This is a genomic window from Loktanella sp. 3ANDIMAR09 (assembly GCF_001420005.1).
Classification (GTDB): domain Bacteria; phylum Pseudomonadota; class Alphaproteobacteria; order Rhodobacterales; family Rhodobacteraceae; genus Loktanella.
The window spans coordinates 356823-373185 of the sequence record NZ_LJAK01000002.1 but is presented as its reverse complement, the minus strand read 5'-3'; the positions used below and the strand labels follow the sequence as shown (position 1 = coordinate 373185).

The following is a 16363-nucleotide window of genomic DNA, read 5'->3' as shown; positions in this document are numbered from 1 at the left end:
TGGACAATCCGCAGTGACCGCGCAACGTCCCCCCACATTTGCGCACAGCTATTGGGCCGCGTCACGCGCCGCATCGCTCAGCCCGGACCACCATGCGGCATAGGACGTGTTGCGAGGGTGTTTGCCGCCCTGGTCGGGGGCCCCGTCGTCCCACCAGACCGGACCGCGTTCGCCCAGATCACGCTTTGCCGCATCGACAGCGGCGCGGGCGGTCGCCACGGCCTCGGGGGTGGCGGCCTGACCCACGGCGCGGCGCGCCTGCATCAGCCGTTTGATCGCGGCGCGGCGCGTGGTGTCGTCCAGTGCCGGGTTCGTCTTGCGCCACAATCGCCCCTTTGCCACGAAATACCGCCCGTCCGGGGTCGTGGGGTAATCGCGACCTGTCACGCGGCGTCGTCTTCTTCGGACTGTCTGTTCCACAGCTGCGCATAGCGCCCTGCCTGTGCCAGCAGCGCATCATGATCGCCCTGTTCGACGATTTCCCAGTTTTCAAGCACCACGATCCGGTCTGCGTCCTGAATCGTGGACAGCCGGTGCGCGATGGTCAGCACGGTGCGCCCCTGCCCCATGGCCCGCAGTTCCGACTGGATCTCTCGCTCGGTGTCGGTGTCCAGCGCGCTCGTCGCCTCGTCCAGCAGCAGGATCGGGGGGTTTTTCAACAAGGTCCGCGCGATGCCGACCCGCTGTTTTTCACCCCCCGACAGCTTCAGGCCCCGTTCGCCCACGGTCGTTTCATATCCATTGGGCAGGTCCATGATGAAATCATGGATCTTGGCTGCGCGGGCGGCCTCCCGGATTTCGGCCTCGGTCGCGCCGGGACGCCCGTAGGCGATGTTGTAGTGGATCGTGTCGTTGAACAGCACCGTGTCCTGCGGGACGACACCGATCTGCGCGTGCAGACTGTCCTGTGTCACGTCGCGCACGTCCTGACCGTCGATCAGCACGGCACCACCGGTCACATCATAGAACCGGAACAGCAGCCGCCCGATGGTCGATTTGCCCGACCCCGACGAGCCCACGATGGCCACCGTCTGGCCCGGCGCGATATCGAGGTTCACCCCCTTGAGGATCGGACGCGCGGCATCGTAGCCAAAATGCACGTCGCGCAGTTCCACGTGCCCGCCCTGCACGCGCAGGGCCGCGGCACCGGGTTTGTCCGTCACCTCGGCGGGCTGTTCCAGCAGGTCGAACATGTCACCCATGTCGATCAGCGCCTGCCGGATTTCACGGTAAACCGTGCCAAGGAAATTCAGCGGCATGGTGATCTGGATCATATAGGCATTGACCATGACGAAATCGCCAACGGTCAGGGTGCCATTGGCCGCACCGATGGCGGCCATGACCATGACCAGAACCAGCCCCGTGGTGATGATCAGCGACTGGCCGAAATTCAGAAACGCCAGCGAATAGTTCGTCTTGACCGCCGCCGCCTCGTATTGGCGCATCGCGTTGTCGTAACGCCCCGCCTCCCAGCGTTCGGCACCAAAGTATTTGACCGTCTCGAAATTCAGCAGGCTGTCGATCGCCTTTTGGTTGGCGTCGGTGTCCTGTTCGTTCATCACCTTGCGGATCTTGACCCGCCATTCCGTCACCCGAAACGTAAAGGCGACATACAGCACGATCGTGCCGACCACGACGACCAGATACCACACGTCGAACAGGAAAAAGAGCACGACCGAAATCATCAGCAGTTCCAGCAGCAGCGGACCGATACTGAACAGCAGGAACCGCAGCAGGAAATCGACGCCCTTGACCCCGCGTTCCATCACGCGGGACAGACCGCCCGTCTTGCGCGTGATGTGATACCGCATCGACAGCCGGTGAATGTGGGTAAAGGTTTCCAGCGCCAGCGCACGCAGCGCCCGTTGTCCCACGGGGGTAAAGATCACGTCGCGCAGCTGTTGCAGCCCGACGTTCCCCAGACGCGAGACGCCATAGATGACCGTCAGTGCGACCGCACCAAAGCCGATCAGCAGCGCGTCATCGCGCACCTCGCCGGACAGGGTATCGACTGCGGCCTTGTAGAAAAACGGTGTACCGACCGCGATGACCTTGGCCAGCAACAGCACGGTGATGGCAGCGACGACGCGCCGTTTGATCCCGGCCTCGCCTGCGGGCCACAGGTAGGGAATGACCCGGCGGATGACGGCCATGCCCTGAATGCGGGCGTCGGGATCGAAATTGCTGTCGGTTTTGGTCAGTCTGCGCATGGGGATCCCGTATCAGTGAACCCCATTCGTAGCCGCCCGCCCCCGGAATGTCAGGGGCTACATGTCGGGAATGACAAACACCTGTCCGGGATAGATCAGATCGGGATCGCGGATCTGGTCGCGGTTGGCCTCGAATACGGCGACGTACATCCGCCCGTCCCCGAAACGGTCGGTCGCAATCGCCCACAGGCTCGCCCCCGGTTGCACGGTGCTGGTGGCAATCTGCTGCACCGTCTGTGCGTCATCACGCAGCGCGCGGATCGCGGCGGGATCTTCCTTTTGGAACGGGGTTTCGACCCGGCTGGCGACGGTGCCATCTGCCGCGATTTCGTCGATGCGCAGCGTATAGGTGCCCGCCGCGACATCGGGCAGCGCGATCCGGAAATCACCAGCACCACTGACCGGCGCATCGCTGACCGGCGCATTGTCCAGATAGACCCGCAGGTTGCCGTCCTGCGGCGCACGCCCCGCAAGCTGGACCTCGCCGCTGTCGTCATAGGTGATGGCATCCAGCGCGACCTGCGCGCTGGGGGCTGCGTTGGGTGCCACACGCGCGCCATCTGCCGTCACGATGATGTTCGCGGCCGGTGGGTCCGCCTGCACGCCGCTGTCTTGGGCCAAGGTTTCCTGGGTCAAGGTTTCTTGGGCCACGGGGTCCTGCTCCACGGGCGGCATCGCAGGTTCTGCGACCTGTGCCGTTTGTGTGTCAACGTCCACAACAGCCGCAGGACCGCCCGTCCCGGCCTGCACCAGAATCGTATCCCCGCCTGCCGCAGCACCATCAACCTCGAACGTCAGCGCGCGGGTCTGATCGGCTGACGCAATTTCGGCCGTGCCGGCAAATGCGCCGCTGGCATCGGAACGCGCCTGACCAACCGCGACGCCGTCCAGCATCAGCGTGACCTCTGCGTTGGGTTTGGCCCGTCCGGCCACCACCGCAACACCGTCAGGGCCCAGCAGGAATGTATCGACGCTTGTCACCTGCGCAGGTTTTGCCGGCGCGACTGGCGCAACATTGTCAGACACCGCCACCTGCGGAGCGTCAGACACCGTTGCCACGTCCACTGGGGCAGAGGGAAACATCCACACCACAACCAGAGCGAGCACCACGGCACCTGCGGCACCGCCAAAGAGTTTCGCATTGTTGCTGGCCATCTGCATCCCTTGCCAAATATGCGCCATCCGCGCAGGCTGTGGCACATTAACAAGGGTTTGGCCCACGTCAAAGCCTGCAACACCAAGAGGCGTCAAATGGCATCAGTCACCCATTCCATCTGTGTCTATTGCGGCAGCCGGGACGGCCATGACCCGGCCTTTGCCACCGCAGCCGAGGCAACCGGCCAGATGCTCGCCGCGAACGGATGGCGTCTGGTCTACGGGGCGGGTGATGTAGGCTTGATGGGGCGCGTCGCGCGGTCAGCACAAACGGCGGGCGGTGCCACCATGGGGGTCATCCCGCAGCATCTGCTGGACTGGGAGGTCGGCAAACGGGATCTGGATACCTTTGTCGTGACCGAAACCATGCATGAACGCAAAAAGGTCATGCTGATGAACGCCAACGCCGTGATCGTGCTGCCGGGCGGTGCGGGATCACTGGACGAATTTTTCGAGGTACTGACCTGGCGGCAATTGGGCCTGCACGACAAACCCATCATCGTCGTGAACGTGGCCGGCTACTGGGATGCGCTGGTGCATTTGCTGGATCACGTCGTGGCACAGGGCTTTGCAGGTCAGGACACCCGCGATTACGTGACCGTCGTCGACAGCACCGCCGCCGCCGAGGCGCCCTGCGCCGCGCCCTGTCCTGACGGTATGCGGCGACCGAATAGATCACCAGCGCAGCCCAGATCAGCGGAAACGCAATCCCGTGCCATGGCGTGATCAGGTTTCCGAAAAACAGGACGGCACAGGCAAATTGCAGCGACGGGTTGAGGTATTGCACAATCCCCACCGTGGACAGTCGCACGTGCTGTGTTGCGTATGAAAACAGGATCAGCGGCAGCCCGGTCAGCGGACCCGACAGCATCAGCAGGGCATGTGTCCCCAGATCCGCACCCTGCCCCGGCCATGTCGTGCCGCGCAGTGCCAGCCAGCCGATCGCCAGCGGCGCGATGATCGCGACCTCTGCGGTAACGGATGTGACGGCCCCCAGCGACAGCCGCTTTTTCAGCACGCCATAGGCGCCAAAGGTGCCCGCCAGCAACAATGCGATCCAGGGCGGCACACCCAGCCCCAATGTCAGAACGCTGACCGCAACAGCGGCCAGCACCACCGCGGCCAACTGGGCACGCCCCAGCCGTTCTCCGAAAAAGACGGCCCCCAGCACCACGGACACCAGCGGAAAGATGTAGTAACCCAGCGACGCCTCGAGCCCGTTGCCCTGCGAGATCGACCAGATGAAACCAAACCAGTTAACGGAAATCATCACGCTGGCCGCGATCAGGATCATCTGCGTGCGCGGATCACGCAACGCCTGCCCCACCCGGTGCAACCGACCCTGCACCGCCAGCAACCCGGCAAAAAAGACCAGTGACCAAAGCGTGCGATAACTCAGCACCTCCAGCGGGGGAATGTCCGACAACAGCCAGTAGAAAAGCGGCGACAGGCCCCAGACCGTGCAGGCCAGCACCAATGCGGATATTCCCTTGACCATGACACGGGTTCCCTTTGCTGATGCCGCCATGACTGACGACAATCATGGACCTGCGCAAGCAAAAGGCCGCCCCGGCTAGGACGGCCCTGTTTCTGCAACCCGATCGTTCAGGCCGCGAGGTCTGATTTCACGATCTTTTCAATGTCGCCGACGGTATGATTGGTCAGCGTCTTGTCGATCTCGCCGATGACCTTTTGCGTGACCTCCTGATGAAGCTGGTCGCGCAGCTCGCCCAGGATATGCGGTGACGCCACCAGCACGATACTGTCGAACTGGCCCTTGTGCGCCCGCGCATAGAGCATGTCGGCCAGATCGGCGGCGAAACGATCCTTGGCCAGTTCGTGCCAGTCGGTGTCGTCATAGGCGCTCTTGCCGGGGTTCGCACTCTGGCCGACACGACCGGGTCGGTTGGCGGATTGGTCGATGTCCTTGGGGTTGTCCTGTTCTTCCTTACGGATCACCTCGAGGTTGGGGTTCTCGCCGTCCGTGATGTTGCGCAGGAACAATGCTTTTTCACCGTCGGCCACGACGACCCATGTGCCATTCTTGATCTTAGTCATTGCGCGTATCCGTTCCTGTTGCGATCTTGTCTGACTTCTGCGCATCGGTATGCGTGTCGGGGCTCTTGGTGACGCGCTCTTCTTCGTCGCGCTTGCCGACCCGGCGGGCCAGTGCGCCGCCATCGGTTCCGGACGCCGTGGGGGCATCACCGGGTTCACCGATCAGTTCGGACGTTTCAGAGCGACCATCGCTGGATTTCTGACGTTCTGCCATTTGAAATTCCTCGCTTTCTTGTTTTCACAAGGTCAACGAGGGGACGCAGACAAAGTTCCGAAATCAGGACAGAATCTGCTGATAGCGCTCTAGCGAAATGTTCGACCCGCAGGCGATGATTCCCACATGCCGCCCCGCCAGATCGTCGCGCAACGGACCGCAAATCGCGGCGAGCGAGGCCGCACAGGCGGGTTCCGCCAGTATCCGCAACACATCCATGTAGTGCCCCATCGCCGCACGCATCTGATCGTCGGTCACATGCACCATGCGGTCGACATGCGCCTGCGTCGCGGCAAAGGACAGAGGCATCGCCATCGGCGCGCTCAGACTGTCGGCGATCGTGTCGATCCGGTCCAGCCGGACCGGATGCCCCGCGGCCAGCGAACGGGTCATGCTGTCGGCACCCACAGGTTCCACGCCGATCACCTGGATTGCTGGATTGCGCCGTTTCGCTGCCGTGGCCATGCCGCTGATCAGGCCGCCACCCCCCACCGGCACGACCAGCGTGTCGATTTGCGGTGCCTGATCCAGATACTCGTCCCCGCAGACTGCCGCACCCAGTGTCATATGTGCGCCTTCGAAGGGATGCATGATCGCGCGCCCTTCTTCGGTCACGACGCGGTCCATTTCGGCGAATGCGGCTGGCATGTCCTCGTGCAACGACACCTCTGCCCCCAGGGCCCGGCAACCGTCGATCCGCAGCGGGTCAACCGTGCGCGGCATGGCGATACGTGCAGCCACGCCCGCGGCCTGTGCCGCCCAACTGACGGCCAGCGCATGATTGCCGCCCGATGCGGCCACGACACCTGCCGCACGCTGATCTGGGGTCAGTTGACGGATCCCCAGATAGACCCCGCGCGATTTGAAACTGCCAGCCTGCTGAAACAATTCCAGTTTGACCGTGACACTGGCCGCCTGTGGCAGGATCGCGTCCCACCGGGCAGAACGCAGCGCCAGAACGGGGGTGCGGATCAGCGCGTCCCTTGTCACGTCACGCGCGTCTGAAATCTGGTCTCGGGTCGGTCCGTGCATTGCATCTTCCATGAAAAAGGGGCCCGTGCGGTCTACACAGGCCCCTGATAGATCAACACAAGTCCGGATTACATCCGGCTTGCGACGTTTTCCCAGTTCACCAGCTCGTTCAGGAAGTTGTCCAGATAGGCCGGGCGCGCGTTGCGGTGGTCGATGTAATAGGCGTGTTCCCACACATCACAGCCCAGCAGCGCGGTCTGGTTGTAGCACAGCGGATTGATGCCGTTGGCGGTGTTCGTGACCTTCAGGCTGCCGTCGGTATCCTTGACCAGCCAGACCCAGCCGGACCCGAACTGACCGGCACCCTTGGCCTTGAATTCGTCCATGAACTTGTCGGTGGAACCAAAGCTTTCGGTGATCGCCTTTTCCAGCTCGCCGGGCATCTTGCTGTCGCCGGGCGACATCATTTCCCAGAACTGGCAGTGGTTCCAGTACTGCGACGCATTGTCGAACAGGCCGGACTGCGTGACAGAGCTGGCATCGAATGTGCCCTTGACGATCTCGTCGATCGACTTGCCTTCCCATGCGCTGCCCTTGACCAGATCGGTGGTCTTGGTCGCATAGGCATTGTGGTGCTTGTCGTGGTGGTATTCCAGCGTTTCCGCAGACATCCCCTTGGACGCCAGTGCGTCGTGGGCATAGGGCAGATCAGGAAGTTCGAAAGCCATGGGTGGTCCCCTTTATTCTCTTGGTCTTTGACGCGTCAGATAAGAGCGCGTTTCGCTGCGGGGTCAACCCATGCGCGGGGGTTAAGTTCCACGCGCAAAATGCCCGACCGGCCCCGCCTTGGCCGAGGCGGCCAACAGATCAAAGGCATAATCCGCAACCGACCTGAAACAGATGACCTGCACCGTCGCCTCATCCACCAGCCAAAAGGCCGCCGCGACCTGCCCCAGCCGGGACCGGATGATCTGGCCGGGCTGCCAGACATCAGGATGCAGATCGACAGGGGCCAGTTTGGCGACAACCTCGCGAACAAAAGACCCCTGCAGCAGCATCACGCTGCGCGCGTCAGACACGTTCACCGCCAGATGGTGCTGGCCCGACAGGGCCTTGGCGATCTTGTCCAGCGCCTCTGGGACATCGTCATATGCGACCATGACCAGCAGTTCGTCGGGGGACATCCAGGCGATGCCCGTGTCGCCGTCCTGCACGACGCCGTTGCAGGCGGGCAGCTTCAACCCTGTCACCGATTTCACGACAGAGGCAAGTTTGCCGTTCGACAGATCACCGCGCAGGGTGATCATGCCGCGCAGGCCAGCATCGCGGACCTGCACCGACCCACCCGTTTCGCGGTTGCGCAAGGCGCTGACACGTTCAGACATTCTGCTTTTCCCCGTCCTTGTCGTAAAACACCGGATCAACGATCCGCGCGTCCTGCGTGCCGCCGCCTTCTTTGGTAAAGGTGATGACCTCGCCCATGCGGTTGGGACCGTTGCGCACCAGCCCCATGGCGATCCCCCGCCCCAGCGTCGGCGAATGATAGGTGGACGTCACCCGCCCCTGCACGCGGCGTTGGCCGTTGGCGTTGGCGCCATCCTCGGGCGCATAGGCCCCATCGGCCAGGACCGACCCGTCAAGCGTTTCCAGCCCCACCAGTTTCCAGCGGCCCGGGTCCTGCATGTGGTCGCGCAACTGGCCGCGTTTGCCCAGAAAGTCGGTCTTTTTCTTGCTGATGGCCCAGTGCAGGTTCAGGTCCTGCGGGATGACCGTGCCGTCGGTTTCATCGCCGATCATGATGAAACCCTTTTCGGCGCGCATGATGTGCAGCGCCTCGGTTCCATAGGGCATGACGCCAAGCGGCTCTCCGGCCGCCAGCAAGGCATCCCAGAATGCAGGCCCCTGCGATGCCGGCACGGCGACCTCGTAGGAGAGTTCGCCACTGAAACTGATGCGGAACACACGGGCGTCGAAATCGCCCAGGCGGCCTTCGGTCCACTGCATGAACGGCAAGGCGTCCTTGGTCAGGGTCATGCCGCCGATGGTCTGCAACAGACGCCGCGCCTTGGGTCCGACAACCGCGAACTGGGCGTATTGCTCGGTCACATTGGCGACATAGACCTGCCAGTCCCACCATTCGCACTGCAACCAGTCCTCCATATGGGCATGGATGCGGTCCGCACCGCCGGTGGTCGTGTGGCACAGCCATGTGTCATCGTCGATTCGCGCCACGACACCGTCGTCGATCAGAAAACCGTTTTCGCTGCACATCAGCCCGTAACGGCATTTGCCCACAGCGAGGTTCGACATCATGTTGGTGTACATCATGTCGAGGAATTTGCCCGCATCCGGACCCTTGACGATCAGCTTGCCCAATGTGCTGGCGTCCAGCAGACCCACGTTCTCACGGGTGTTCGTCACCTCGCGCATCACGGCGTCATGGACCGTCTCGGACCCGCGCGGATAGGCGTAGGGCCTGCGCCATTGGCCAACGGGTTCGAAATCGGCACCGTTGTCGTCGTGCCAGTCATAGATCGGCGTCTTGCGCACCGGTTGGAACAGATGATCGCGCGCAACCCCCGTGATCGCCGCCAGCGGCAGCGGCGTATAGGGCGGCCTGAATGTCGTGGTGCCGACCTCCGGGATTGCCTTGTCGAGTGACGCAGCAAGGGTCGCAAGGCCATTGATATTGCTCAGCTTACCCTGATCCGTCGCCATTCCCAGCGTGGTGTATCGCTTGGCGTGTTCGACGCTTTCAAAGCCTTCTTGCGCGGCAAGTTGCACATCCGTGACCTTAACGTCGTTCTGATAGTCCAGCCACATCTTGGCGCGTTTGTCATAGGATGCGTTGGCCGGCATCAGCCAGACGGGTTCCATCGGGTCTTCGACGGCGCAATCGCCCTGCGGGACGGCACCGACCTTTTTGTCAAAGCCCAGGGCGCGGGCGGCCTGTTTGCCGGCGGCGAACCCGTCCGCCACGGATTCAGCTGTATAAAGGTGCCCATTCGCAGTGCCCGCAGCGCGCACGAAACCCGCCCCGTCCGCACCCAGCGGCGGGCGATTTGGGTCGGGGCGGAACATGGCTTGCGTGTCGTCCCAGATCAGCTTGCCGCCGCAGTGCGACCACAGGTGGACCACCGGCGACCAACCACCCGACATGGCCACGCAATCGCAGGCGATTTCCTCGGTCACGGTGCCGTCACCGACCTGATCGCAGACCCTGACACCCGTGACACGCTTGCCACCCTGAACAGCCGCAATCGCCTTGCCTGTCTCGACCCGGATGCCGCGCGCGCGGGCACGCTCGACCAGCTCTCCACCTGCAACGGCGCGGGCATCCAGCACGGCCGGCACGCTTAGCCCCGCATCGACCAGCGCAATGGCGGTGCGATAGGCGTCGTCGTTGTTGGTTACCAGCACCGTGCGTTCGCCCACGGCCACGCCGTAGTTCACCACGTAGTCCCGCAGTGCCGACGCCATCAAAACGCCCGGCACGTCATTGTAAGCAAAGGACAAAGGCCGCTCGATCGCGCCCGTGGCTGTGATGATCTGGCCCGCACGCACGCGCCACAGGCGCTGCCGCGGCCCGTCGGATTGCGTCAGGTGGTCGGTCAATTGTTCGTTGCACAGCGCATAGCCGTGGTCATAGACGCCCGCACCCTGCGTGCGATTGCGCAGCGTCACGTTGGGCATGGTCGCAAGCGCGGCCAACGTGTCGTCGATCCAGTCCTGCGCGTCCTGGCCGTCGATACGTGGCTGATCCACCGTGGCGCGGCCGCCCCAGGCGGCGGTCTGTTCAACCAACAGCACCCGTGCACCTGCGCGCGCCGCAGCCAAGGTCGCAGCCAGACCTGAAATTCCACCACCAATAACAAGCACATCCACGGTGATGTTAAAGTGTTCGTAGCTATGGTCATCCGCTGTTTCCGGTGCCGCACCAAGCCCGGCGGATTTGCGGATGATCGGCTCATAGACGTGTTTCCAGAAGGCGCGCGGCTGGATGAAGGTCTTGTAATAAAACCCGGCGGGCAAGAAACGCGACAGTTTGGAATTGATGACGCCCACGTCGAATTCCAGGCTGGGCCAGTGGTTTTGCGACCGCGCCACCAGCCCGTCGATCAGTTCGACCTGTGTCACCCGGTGGTTGGGTTCCTGCCGGTCGCCCCGCCCCAGTTCGACCAGCGCGTTGGGTTCCTCTGCGCCAGAGGCGACCAGCCCGCGCGGGCGGTGATATTTGAACGACCGGCCCAGCAGGATCTGGTCGTTGGCCAAGAGCGCGGATGCCAGCGTATCGCCGCGATAGCCGCGCATCCGCTTGCCGTTGAAGGTGAAATGCACCGGCCGGTTCTTGGCGATCAGGCGGCCGTGGTTGGTCAGTCTCATGCCTGCGCCTCTTTGATCGCGTCCAGAATGTGCTGTGGGGGTTCGGTGGTCTGTGCGGAATAGGTCCCGTAAACCTGCAACGTCGCGGTGTTGCGGGCGGCCAGAAACCACTTGCCGCAGCCATAGACATGCCGCCACCGTTCAAAATGGACCCCCTTGGGGTTTTCGCGCATGAACAGGTAATGTTCGAATTCGTCGTCCGATGATCCGGGGCCAAAGCGTTTCAGATGCGCCTCGCCACCGGCGTGCAGATCGGTTTCGTCCACGTCGCGACCACAATAAGGGCAGTTCAAAATCAACATGTTACAATGCCCTCTTAATGCGCCACACCGGCGGCGACGCTTTCGTCGATGAATTTGCCGTGCCGGAAACGGTGCATGGTGAATTCCTCGGTCAGCGGCGAATGCCCCTTGGCCACCAGTTCGGCCATGGCCCAGCCGGACCCCGGGATCGCCTTGAACCCGCCCGTGCCCCAGCCGCAATTGACAAACACGCCTTCGACGGGTGTGGCCGACAAAATGGGGGACCGGTCGCCCGTCACATCCACGATGCCACCCCATTGGCGCAGCATTTTCAACCGCCCCAGGATTGGAAAAGTCTCGACCAGCGCGCGCACGGTTTCCTCGATATGATGAAAAGACCCGCGCTGGGTGTAGTTGTTGTAGCCATCCGTGCCGCCCCCGATGACCATCTCGCCCTTGTCCGATTGCGACAGGTAGCCGTGCACCGTGTTGGCCATCACGACCACGTCCATGCAGGGTTTGATCGGCTCTGACACCAGCGCCTGAAGGGCGACGGATTCGATGGGCAGCTGGAAACCGGCCTTTTGTGCCAGCACCGAGGCGTGGCCTGCGACCACCATGGCAAGCTTGTTGCACTTGATGTCGCCGCGCGTGGTGCTGACCCCGGTGACCTTGCCACCATTTGTCTGCACACCCGTCACCTCGCATTGCTGGATGATATCCATGCCCATGTCGGCGCAGGCGCGGGCATAGCCCCAGGCGACCGCATCATGGCGCGCCGTGCCGCCACGGGCCTGCCACAAGGCACCCAGCACCGGATAGCGCGGCCCGTCGATATTCATGATGGGGCACAATTCCTTGACCCGCTCCGGGCTGATCCATTCGGTCGTGACACCCTGCAGGCTGTTGGCATGGGCCGTGCGCTGATACCCACGGATTTCGTGCTGTGTCTGCGCCAGCATCATCACGCCGCGCGGACTGAACATCACGTTGTAGTTCAGGTCCTGGCTCATGGTTTCGTACAGGCTGCGCGATTTTTCATAGATCGCGGCAGACGGGTCCTGCAGGTAGTTCGACCGGATGATCGTGGTGTTGCGGCCCGTGTTGCCGCCACCCAGCCAGCCCTTTTCCAGCACGGCGACATTGGTGATTCCGAAATTCTTGCCCAGGTAGTAGGCGGTCGCCAGACCATGCCCACCTGCGCCCACGACGATCACGTCATATTGCGACTTTGGCTCGGCCTGACCCCAGGCGCGCGTCCATCCGGTATGCTGGCGAAAGGCCTCTCGGGCCACGGCAAAGGCAGAATAGCGTTTCAACAGGGACCTCTTTGCGCTGGTGTCCATCTGGGGTTTGGACCCAAGCGGCTTAACTTACGTCATCAACAGCGGCAAGTGAGGCCAAGTTTGCGACATTCCCCTGCGCGCCAGCGCCGCAGGGCGCGGGTCCCTCTGGCAAGTCTGTGGTGGCATCGCTAGATAGGCTGCATGTTTTGGCTGATCTGTATCCTGATGACCCTGTGTGTGGCCGCCTATGTTGCGGTCCCATTGATGCGTTCCGATCCCCTGCCCGAGGAATCGCAAGACCTTGCGATCTACAAGGGACAACTGGAAGAGGTCGACCGCGACGTGGCCCGCGGCGTGCTGATTCCCGAAGAGGCGGACCGCGCCCGTACCGAGATTTCGCGCCGTTTGCTGCTTGCGTCACGCGCGATCCGCAAAACCGGAAACGCCTCGGTGACTGTGAACCGCGGCGTTGCAATTGCGACTCTGGCGATGCTGGCCGGCCTTGGCGCGTGGATCTACACATCCATCGGCGCGCCGGGACTGCCGGACCAACCGCTCTCGGCGCGGCTGGCCATGGCTGACGAAGTGCGCGCGAACCGCCCCGATCAGGCAGCGCTCGAGGCGGCGACACCGCCGCGTGCGCCCGTGGATGCCCCCACCGATTATATCGAACAGATCGAACAACTGCGCATCATCGTGCCCACCCGTCCCGACGACCTGCAAGGCTGGACTCTGCTCGCCTATCACGAATCGCAGCTGGGCAATTTCGGGGCCGCAGCCCGTGCGCAGGCGCGCGTTGTCGCCCTTCAAGGCGAAGATGTCCCATTGGCCGATCTGGAACGGCAGGCCGATCTGCTGGTGATTGCCGCCGACGGCATCATCTCACCCGAGGCAGAGGCCGTGACCGAGGCCATCCTTGCCCGTGACCCGGCCAATGTGCCGGGCCGCTATTTCATGGGTGCGCTGTATTACCAGATCGGGCGTGCGGACACCGCGTTCCGCATCTGGCGGCCGCTGGTCGAAAGCGGTGAAACCGGGTTTCACGCCGACATGGCACGCAGCCAGATCGAAGACGCGGCCCGGCGTGCGGGTGTCGAATACAGCCTGCCCGAACGCCCCGGCCCCAGCCCCGCCGATATCGCCGCCGCCGATGACATGTCTGAAGAGGACCGGAACGCCATGATCGGCGGCATGGTCAACCAGTTGGCAGAACGGCTTGGCTCTCAGGGTGGGCCGGCGACCGACTGGGCGCGCCTGATTTCAGCCTATGGTGTGTTGGGTGAAACCACCGCCGCCGCAGAAGTCTGGGCCGAAGCACAGCGTGCATTCGCAAATAACCCCGAGGCGATCGAAACGCTGCGCGCCGCCGCACAAGGCGCGGGTGTCGCGGAATGATCTGCGCCGATATCGCTGATTTCACCGCTGCGGTGCCGCCGATGGGGGCGCTTGCGGGTCTGGATCTGGGGACCGTGACAATCGGGCTTGCGGCCTCTGACGTGCTGCGCGGCGTGGCCACCCCGGTCGAGACGATCAGGCGCAAGAAATTCGGACTGGATGCCGCCAAGCTGTTGGAATTTTGTGAAAAACGCCAGATCGGCGGGATGGTGCTGGGCCTGCCGCTGAACATGGACGGCAGCGAGGGGCCGCGCTGTCAGGCCACCCGCGCCTTTGCCCGCAATCTGGAACGTCTGACCGATCTGCCAATCACGTTCTGGGACGAACGTCTGTCCACGGTTGCCGCCGAACGCGCGCTGATCGAGGCGGACACATCGCGGGCAAAACGCGCGCAGGTCATCGACCACGTGGCGGCAGCCTATATCCTGCAAGGCGTGCTGGACCGTATGACCCATGTGAGGCACCAAGCATGAGTGATCGCATCTGGAAACGCGACGAGATCGACAGCCCCTGCACCAAGGTCTGTGTGATCGAACCCAAGAGCCGCCTGTGCACGGGGTGTCTGCGCAGCATCGACGAAATCGGCAGCTGGTCGTCGATGACGCCAGAGGTGCGCCGCGTCATCATGGATGAATTGCCCGGCCGCCGTGGGCAATTGACCCAGCGCCGTGGCGGGCGCGCTGGACGTCTGCGCTAACCCATCAGTCGTTTGCCAATGCGTGGCAGACGCGCCTTTTTCATCAGGGCGCGGATGGTCCACGGGTCGGGCGACAGGCGGTTCGCCTCTGTCAGCACCCTGCCCCCGACGCCTGCGACAATGTCAGGATGTTCATCGTGCAGACGCAACAGCAGCCCGTCGGGGTCTGACCGGAACAGCCCTTCTTCGGCCAAGAGGTTGCCGGGAAAATCCTTGGCGTTGACCGTCACGATTCCGTCGCAATGGCCCGCCACGGCCGCGGCAAGGACATGGATATCGTCAGGGTCCGGCAGCCACAGCTGTCGCAGCATCTCGGCCGGGTAACGGACCTCTGCCGCTGGATGGCGCGCGCGCAGCATGGCGATCTCGCTCCGGGCAAAGACCTCGGCCTCTGGCCCCAGTTTCAGCGTGGCGCGCGCCCATTCCTCGAGGATGCGGTCGGACCAGCGCGGCTGGAACAGGCCCGCGTCCGCACAGCCCATCAGCATGGCGCGCATGACGGTCGGATACAGAACGCAGGCGTCCAGCAGCAGCCTCATAAACGAAACGTGACAGCCTTGAGGTAGCCGCTTTCTGCCAGATGCGGCAGCAACGGATGATCCGGCCCGGCAAAGCCCGTGTGCACGATCTGCCCGCGCCGTCCGGCCCGGCCAATGCCGCGCGCGGATGCGTTGCGGAATTTTGTCAGATCGGCTGCGTGACTGCACGAACACAGCGTCAAATACCCGCCATCAGCGACCAGTGGCGCGGCCAGCTTTGCCACACGTTCATAGGCGCGCAAGCCCGGTTCCAATGCGGATTTCGACGGCGCAAAGGCGGGCGGGTCGCAGATGACCACATCGAACTGCGCGCCCTCTTCGGCCAGGGCAGCCATCACGTCAAAGGCATCCCCCTTGCGGGTTTCAAACCTGTCAGCCACGCCCATCGCGTCAGCGCCCTGCCGTGCGAGGCTCAACGCAGGATCGGACCCGTCCACCGCCAGTGCCGATGCTGCACCCTGCGCCAACGCCGCCAGCCCGAAACCACCCACATGCGCAAACACATCCAGCACGCGCGCATCCCGCGCCAATCCGGCGACAAAGGCGTGGTTCGGGCGCTGATCGTAGAACAACCCGGTTTTCTGACCGCCTGTCAGGTCGGCCATATAGGTAGCCCCGTTCATCTGCACCGGCACGGCAGCAGTCGGGGTTTCGCCCAGCAGGGTGCCTGACCGGTCCTCCAGACCCTCCAGCGTGCGGGCGCGGCCGGATGCGTTCATCAGGATCGTGGTCACGCCCGTCACGCGCGCCAGGGCCTCTGCCAGCGGGGCGATCAGCGTGTCGGCCCAGGCGGCGTTTGGCTGGATCACCGCATGATCACCAAAGCGATCGATGACGACACCGGGCAGGCCATCCGCCTCGGCGTGGATCAGCCGGTAGAACGGCTGATCGAACAGCCGCGCACGGTGGGCCAATGCGCGGGTCAGGCGGGCGGCAAACCAGTCAACGTCGATCACGGCGTCCGGGTCGCGGTCCAGCATCCGGCAGATGATCTTGGAATTGGGATTGACCGCAACAAGGCCCAGCGGCACGCGGTTCGCATCCTCGAGCACGGCCAGCGATCCGGGGGCCAGCCCGCGGGTGCGACGGTCGGTGACCAGTTCATTGGCGTAAACCCAAGGAAACCCGTGCCGGACGGCACGGGCATCGCCCTTGGGCAGCATTCTCACGGTGGGGTATGGTGCATCTGTCATGCACATCCCCTACCCCGGC

General features: G+C 63.4%; 17 protein-coding genes and 1 pseudogene. 4 read left to right on the top strand and 14 right to left on the bottom strand.

Going from position 1 to position 16363, the window contains the following annotated elements; translation table 11 throughout:
- Nucleotides 1-48 precede the first annotated feature (48 nt).
- From AN189_RS04715 to AN189_RS04705, 3 genes are read right to left on the bottom strand one after another with little or no spacing between them, the layout of a single operon-like run.
- The gene (locus tag AN189_RS04715) at nt 49-387 is read right to left on the bottom strand and encodes a hypothetical protein (protein WP_056031776.1); all 339 of its coding nucleotides are present in this window, start codon (nt 385-387) and stop codon (nt 49-51) included.
- Nucleotides 384-2210, bottom strand: a complete 1827-nt coding sequence (locus AN189_RS04710; protein WP_056031774.1) for an ABC transporter ATP-binding protein/permease — start codon at nt 2208-2210, stop codon at nt 384-386. Before AN189_RS04710 ends, AN189_RS04715 begins: the two co-directional genes overlap by 4 nt.
- A 57-nt stretch (nt 2211-2267) precedes the next feature.
- Nucleotides 2268-3365, bottom strand: coding sequence for a LysM peptidoglycan-binding domain-containing protein (locus tag AN189_RS04705; protein ID WP_157057377.1), 1098 nt, complete (start codon nt 3363-3365; stop codon nt 2268-2270).
- Between the two features lie 96 nt (nt 3366-3461).
- Here AN189_RS04705 and AN189_RS18700 point away from each other — a divergent pair, with 96 nt between their 5' ends.
- The gene (locus AN189_RS18700; protein WP_083484260.1) at nt 3462-4091 is read left to right on the top strand and encodes a TIGR00730 family Rossman fold protein; all 630 of its coding nucleotides are present in this window, start codon (nt 3462-3464) and stop codon (nt 4089-4091) included.
- A 73-nt stretch (nt 4092-4164) separates the two neighbouring features.
- On the opposite strand, the pseudogene rarD reads toward AN189_RS18700, so the two are convergent.
- The 9 genes and pseudogenes from rarD to AN189_RS04660 form a co-directional block, all read right to left on the bottom strand.
- A pseudogene (gene rarD, locus AN189_RS04700) lies at nt 4165-4863 on the bottom strand (EamA family transporter RarD); the annotation flags it as partial.
- 107 nt (nt 4864-4970) lie between these two features.
- A complete protein-coding gene (locus AN189_RS04695) occupies nt 4971-5423 on the bottom strand; it encodes a host attachment family protein (protein ID WP_056031768.1) in 453 nt (150 codons plus the stop codon).
- On the bottom strand, nt 5416-5637 hold the full coding sequence (locus AN189_RS04690; RefSeq protein WP_056031765.1) for a hypothetical protein: 222 nt from the start codon (nt 5635-5637) through the stop codon (nt 5416-5418). The genes AN189_RS04695 and AN189_RS04690 overlap by 8 nt, the downstream gene beginning before the upstream one ends.
- 63 nt (nt 5638-5700) lie before the next feature.
- A complete protein-coding gene (locus AN189_RS04685) occupies nt 5701-6681 on the bottom strand; it encodes a threonine/serine dehydratase (protein ID WP_253279548.1) in 981 nt (326 codons plus the stop codon).
- 56 nt (nt 6682-6737) lie between these two features.
- Nucleotides 6738-7337, bottom strand: coding sequence for a superoxide dismutase (locus AN189_RS04680; RefSeq protein ID WP_056031762.1), 600 nt, complete (start codon nt 7335-7337; stop codon nt 6738-6740).
- Nucleotides 7338-7418: 81 nt separating this feature from the next.
- A complete protein-coding gene (locus AN189_RS04675) occupies nt 7419-7994 on the bottom strand; it encodes a sarcosine oxidase subunit gamma (protein WP_056031758.1) in 576 nt (191 codons plus the stop codon).
- On the bottom strand, nt 7987-10992 hold the full coding sequence (locus AN189_RS04670; protein ID WP_056031755.1) for a sarcosine oxidase subunit alpha family protein: 3006 nt from the start codon (nt 10990-10992) through the stop codon (nt 7987-7989). Before AN189_RS04670 ends, AN189_RS04675 begins: the two co-directional genes overlap by 8 nt.
- Nucleotides 10989-11294, bottom strand: a complete 306-nt coding sequence (locus AN189_RS04665) for a sarcosine oxidase subunit delta (protein WP_056031752.1) — start codon at nt 11292-11294, stop codon at nt 10989-10991. Before AN189_RS04665 ends, AN189_RS04670 begins: the two co-directional genes overlap by 4 nt.
- A 14-nt stretch (nt 11295-11308) precedes the next feature.
- Entirely contained in the window at nt 11309-12553 is a 1245-nt protein-coding gene (locus tag AN189_RS04660; RefSeq protein ID WP_056032150.1) for a sarcosine oxidase subunit beta family protein, read from the bottom strand.
- Between the two features lie 168 nt (nt 12554-12721).
- On the opposite strand from AN189_RS04660, the gene ccmI reads away from it, so the two are divergent.
- The 3 genes from ccmI to AN189_RS04645 are packed head-to-tail and all read left to right on the top strand — an operon-like array spanning nt 12722 to nt 14612.
- Nucleotides 12722-13915 carry a c-type cytochrome biogenesis protein CcmI gene (gene ccmI / locus AN189_RS04655; RefSeq protein ID WP_056031749.1) on the top strand — a complete coding sequence of 398 codons (1194 nt, stop codon included), beginning with the start codon at nt 12722-12724 and terminating at the stop codon, nt 13913-13915.
- On the top strand, nt 13912-14388 hold the full coding sequence (ruvX, locus tag AN189_RS04650) for a Holliday junction resolvase RuvX (protein WP_056031747.1): 477 nt from the start codon (nt 13912-13914) through the stop codon (nt 14386-14388). Before ccmI ends, ruvX begins: the two co-directional genes overlap by 4 nt.
- A complete protein-coding gene (locus AN189_RS04645) occupies nt 14385-14612 on the top strand; it encodes a DUF1289 domain-containing protein (protein ID WP_056031744.1) in 228 nt (75 codons plus the stop codon). Before ruvX ends, AN189_RS04645 begins: the two co-directional genes overlap by 4 nt.
- On the opposite strand, the gene AN189_RS04640 is transcribed toward AN189_RS04645, so the two are convergent.
- Both AN189_RS04640 and AN189_RS04635 read right to left on the bottom strand, forming a co-directional pair.
- The gene (locus AN189_RS04640; protein ID WP_056031742.1) at nt 14609-15151 is read right to left on the bottom strand and encodes an RSP_2648 family PIN domain-containing protein; all 543 of its coding nucleotides are present in this window, start codon (nt 15149-15151) and stop codon (nt 14609-14611) included. The two genes, AN189_RS04645 and AN189_RS04640, sit on opposite strands and share 4 nt — an antisense overlap.
- Nucleotides 15148-16344, bottom strand: a complete 1197-nt coding sequence (locus AN189_RS04635; RefSeq protein WP_172794855.1) for an RSP_2647 family RNA methyltransferase — start codon at nt 16342-16344, stop codon at nt 15148-15150. The genes AN189_RS04640 and AN189_RS04635 overlap by 4 nt, the downstream gene beginning before the upstream one ends.
- Between the last annotated feature and the right edge of the window lie 19 nt (nt 16345-16363).

Excerpts from the sequence above, each read along its gene's own strand:
- AN189_RS04710 (WP_056031774.1), bottom strand. The coding sequence starts at position 2,210 with ATGCGCAGACTGACCAAAACCGACAGCAATTTCGATCCCGACGCCCGC.
- AN189_RS04705 (WP_157057377.1), bottom strand. The coding sequence starts at position 3,365 with ATGGCCAGCAACAATGCGAAACTCTTTGGCGGTGCCGCAGGTGCCGTG.
- AN189_RS18700 (WP_083484260.1), top strand. The coding sequence starts at position 3,462 with ATGGCATCAGTCACCCATTCCATCTGTGTCTATTGCGGCAGCCGGGAC.
- AN189_RS04695 (WP_056031768.1), bottom strand. The coding sequence starts at position 5,423 with ATGACTAAGATCAAGAATGGCACATGGGTCGTCGTGGCCGACGGTGAA.
- AN189_RS04690 (WP_056031765.1), bottom strand. The coding sequence starts at position 5,637 with ATGGCAGAACGTCAGAAATCCAGCGATGGTCGCTCTGAAACGTCCGAA.
- AN189_RS04685 (WP_253279548.1), bottom strand. The coding sequence starts at position 6,681 with ATGGAAGATGCAATGCACGGACCGACCCGAGACCAGATTTCAGACGCG.
- AN189_RS04680 (WP_056031762.1), bottom strand. The coding sequence starts at position 7,337 with ATGGCTTTCGAACTTCCTGATCTGCCCTATGCCCACGACGCACTGGCG.
- AN189_RS04675 (WP_056031758.1), bottom strand. The coding sequence starts at position 7,994 with ATGTCTGAACGTGTCAGCGCCTTGCGCAACCGCGAAACGGGTGGGTCG.
- AN189_RS04670 (WP_056031755.1), bottom strand. The coding sequence starts at position 10,992 with ATGAGACTGACCAACCACGGCCGCCTGATCGCCAAGAACCGGCCGGTG.
- AN189_RS04665 (WP_056031752.1), bottom strand. The coding sequence starts at position 11,294 with ATGTTGATTTTGAACTGCCCTTATTGTGGTCGCGACGTGGACGAAACC.
- ccmI (WP_056031749.1), top strand. The coding sequence starts at position 12,722 with ATGTTTTGGCTGATCTGTATCCTGATGACCCTGTGTGTGGCCGCCTAT.
- ruvX (WP_056031747.1), top strand. The coding sequence starts at position 13,912 with ATGATCTGCGCCGATATCGCTGATTTCACCGCTGCGGTGCCGCCGATG.
- AN189_RS04645 (WP_056031744.1), top strand. The coding sequence starts at position 14,385 with ATGAGTGATCGCATCTGGAAACGCGACGAGATCGACAGCCCCTGCACC.
- AN189_RS04640 (WP_056031742.1), bottom strand. The coding sequence starts at position 15,151 with ATGAGGCTGCTGCTGGACGCCTGCGTTCTGTATCCGACCGTCATGCGC.
- AN189_RS04635 (WP_172794855.1), bottom strand. The coding sequence starts at position 16,344 with ATGACAGATGCACCATACCCCACCGTGAGAATGCTGCCCAAGGGCGAT.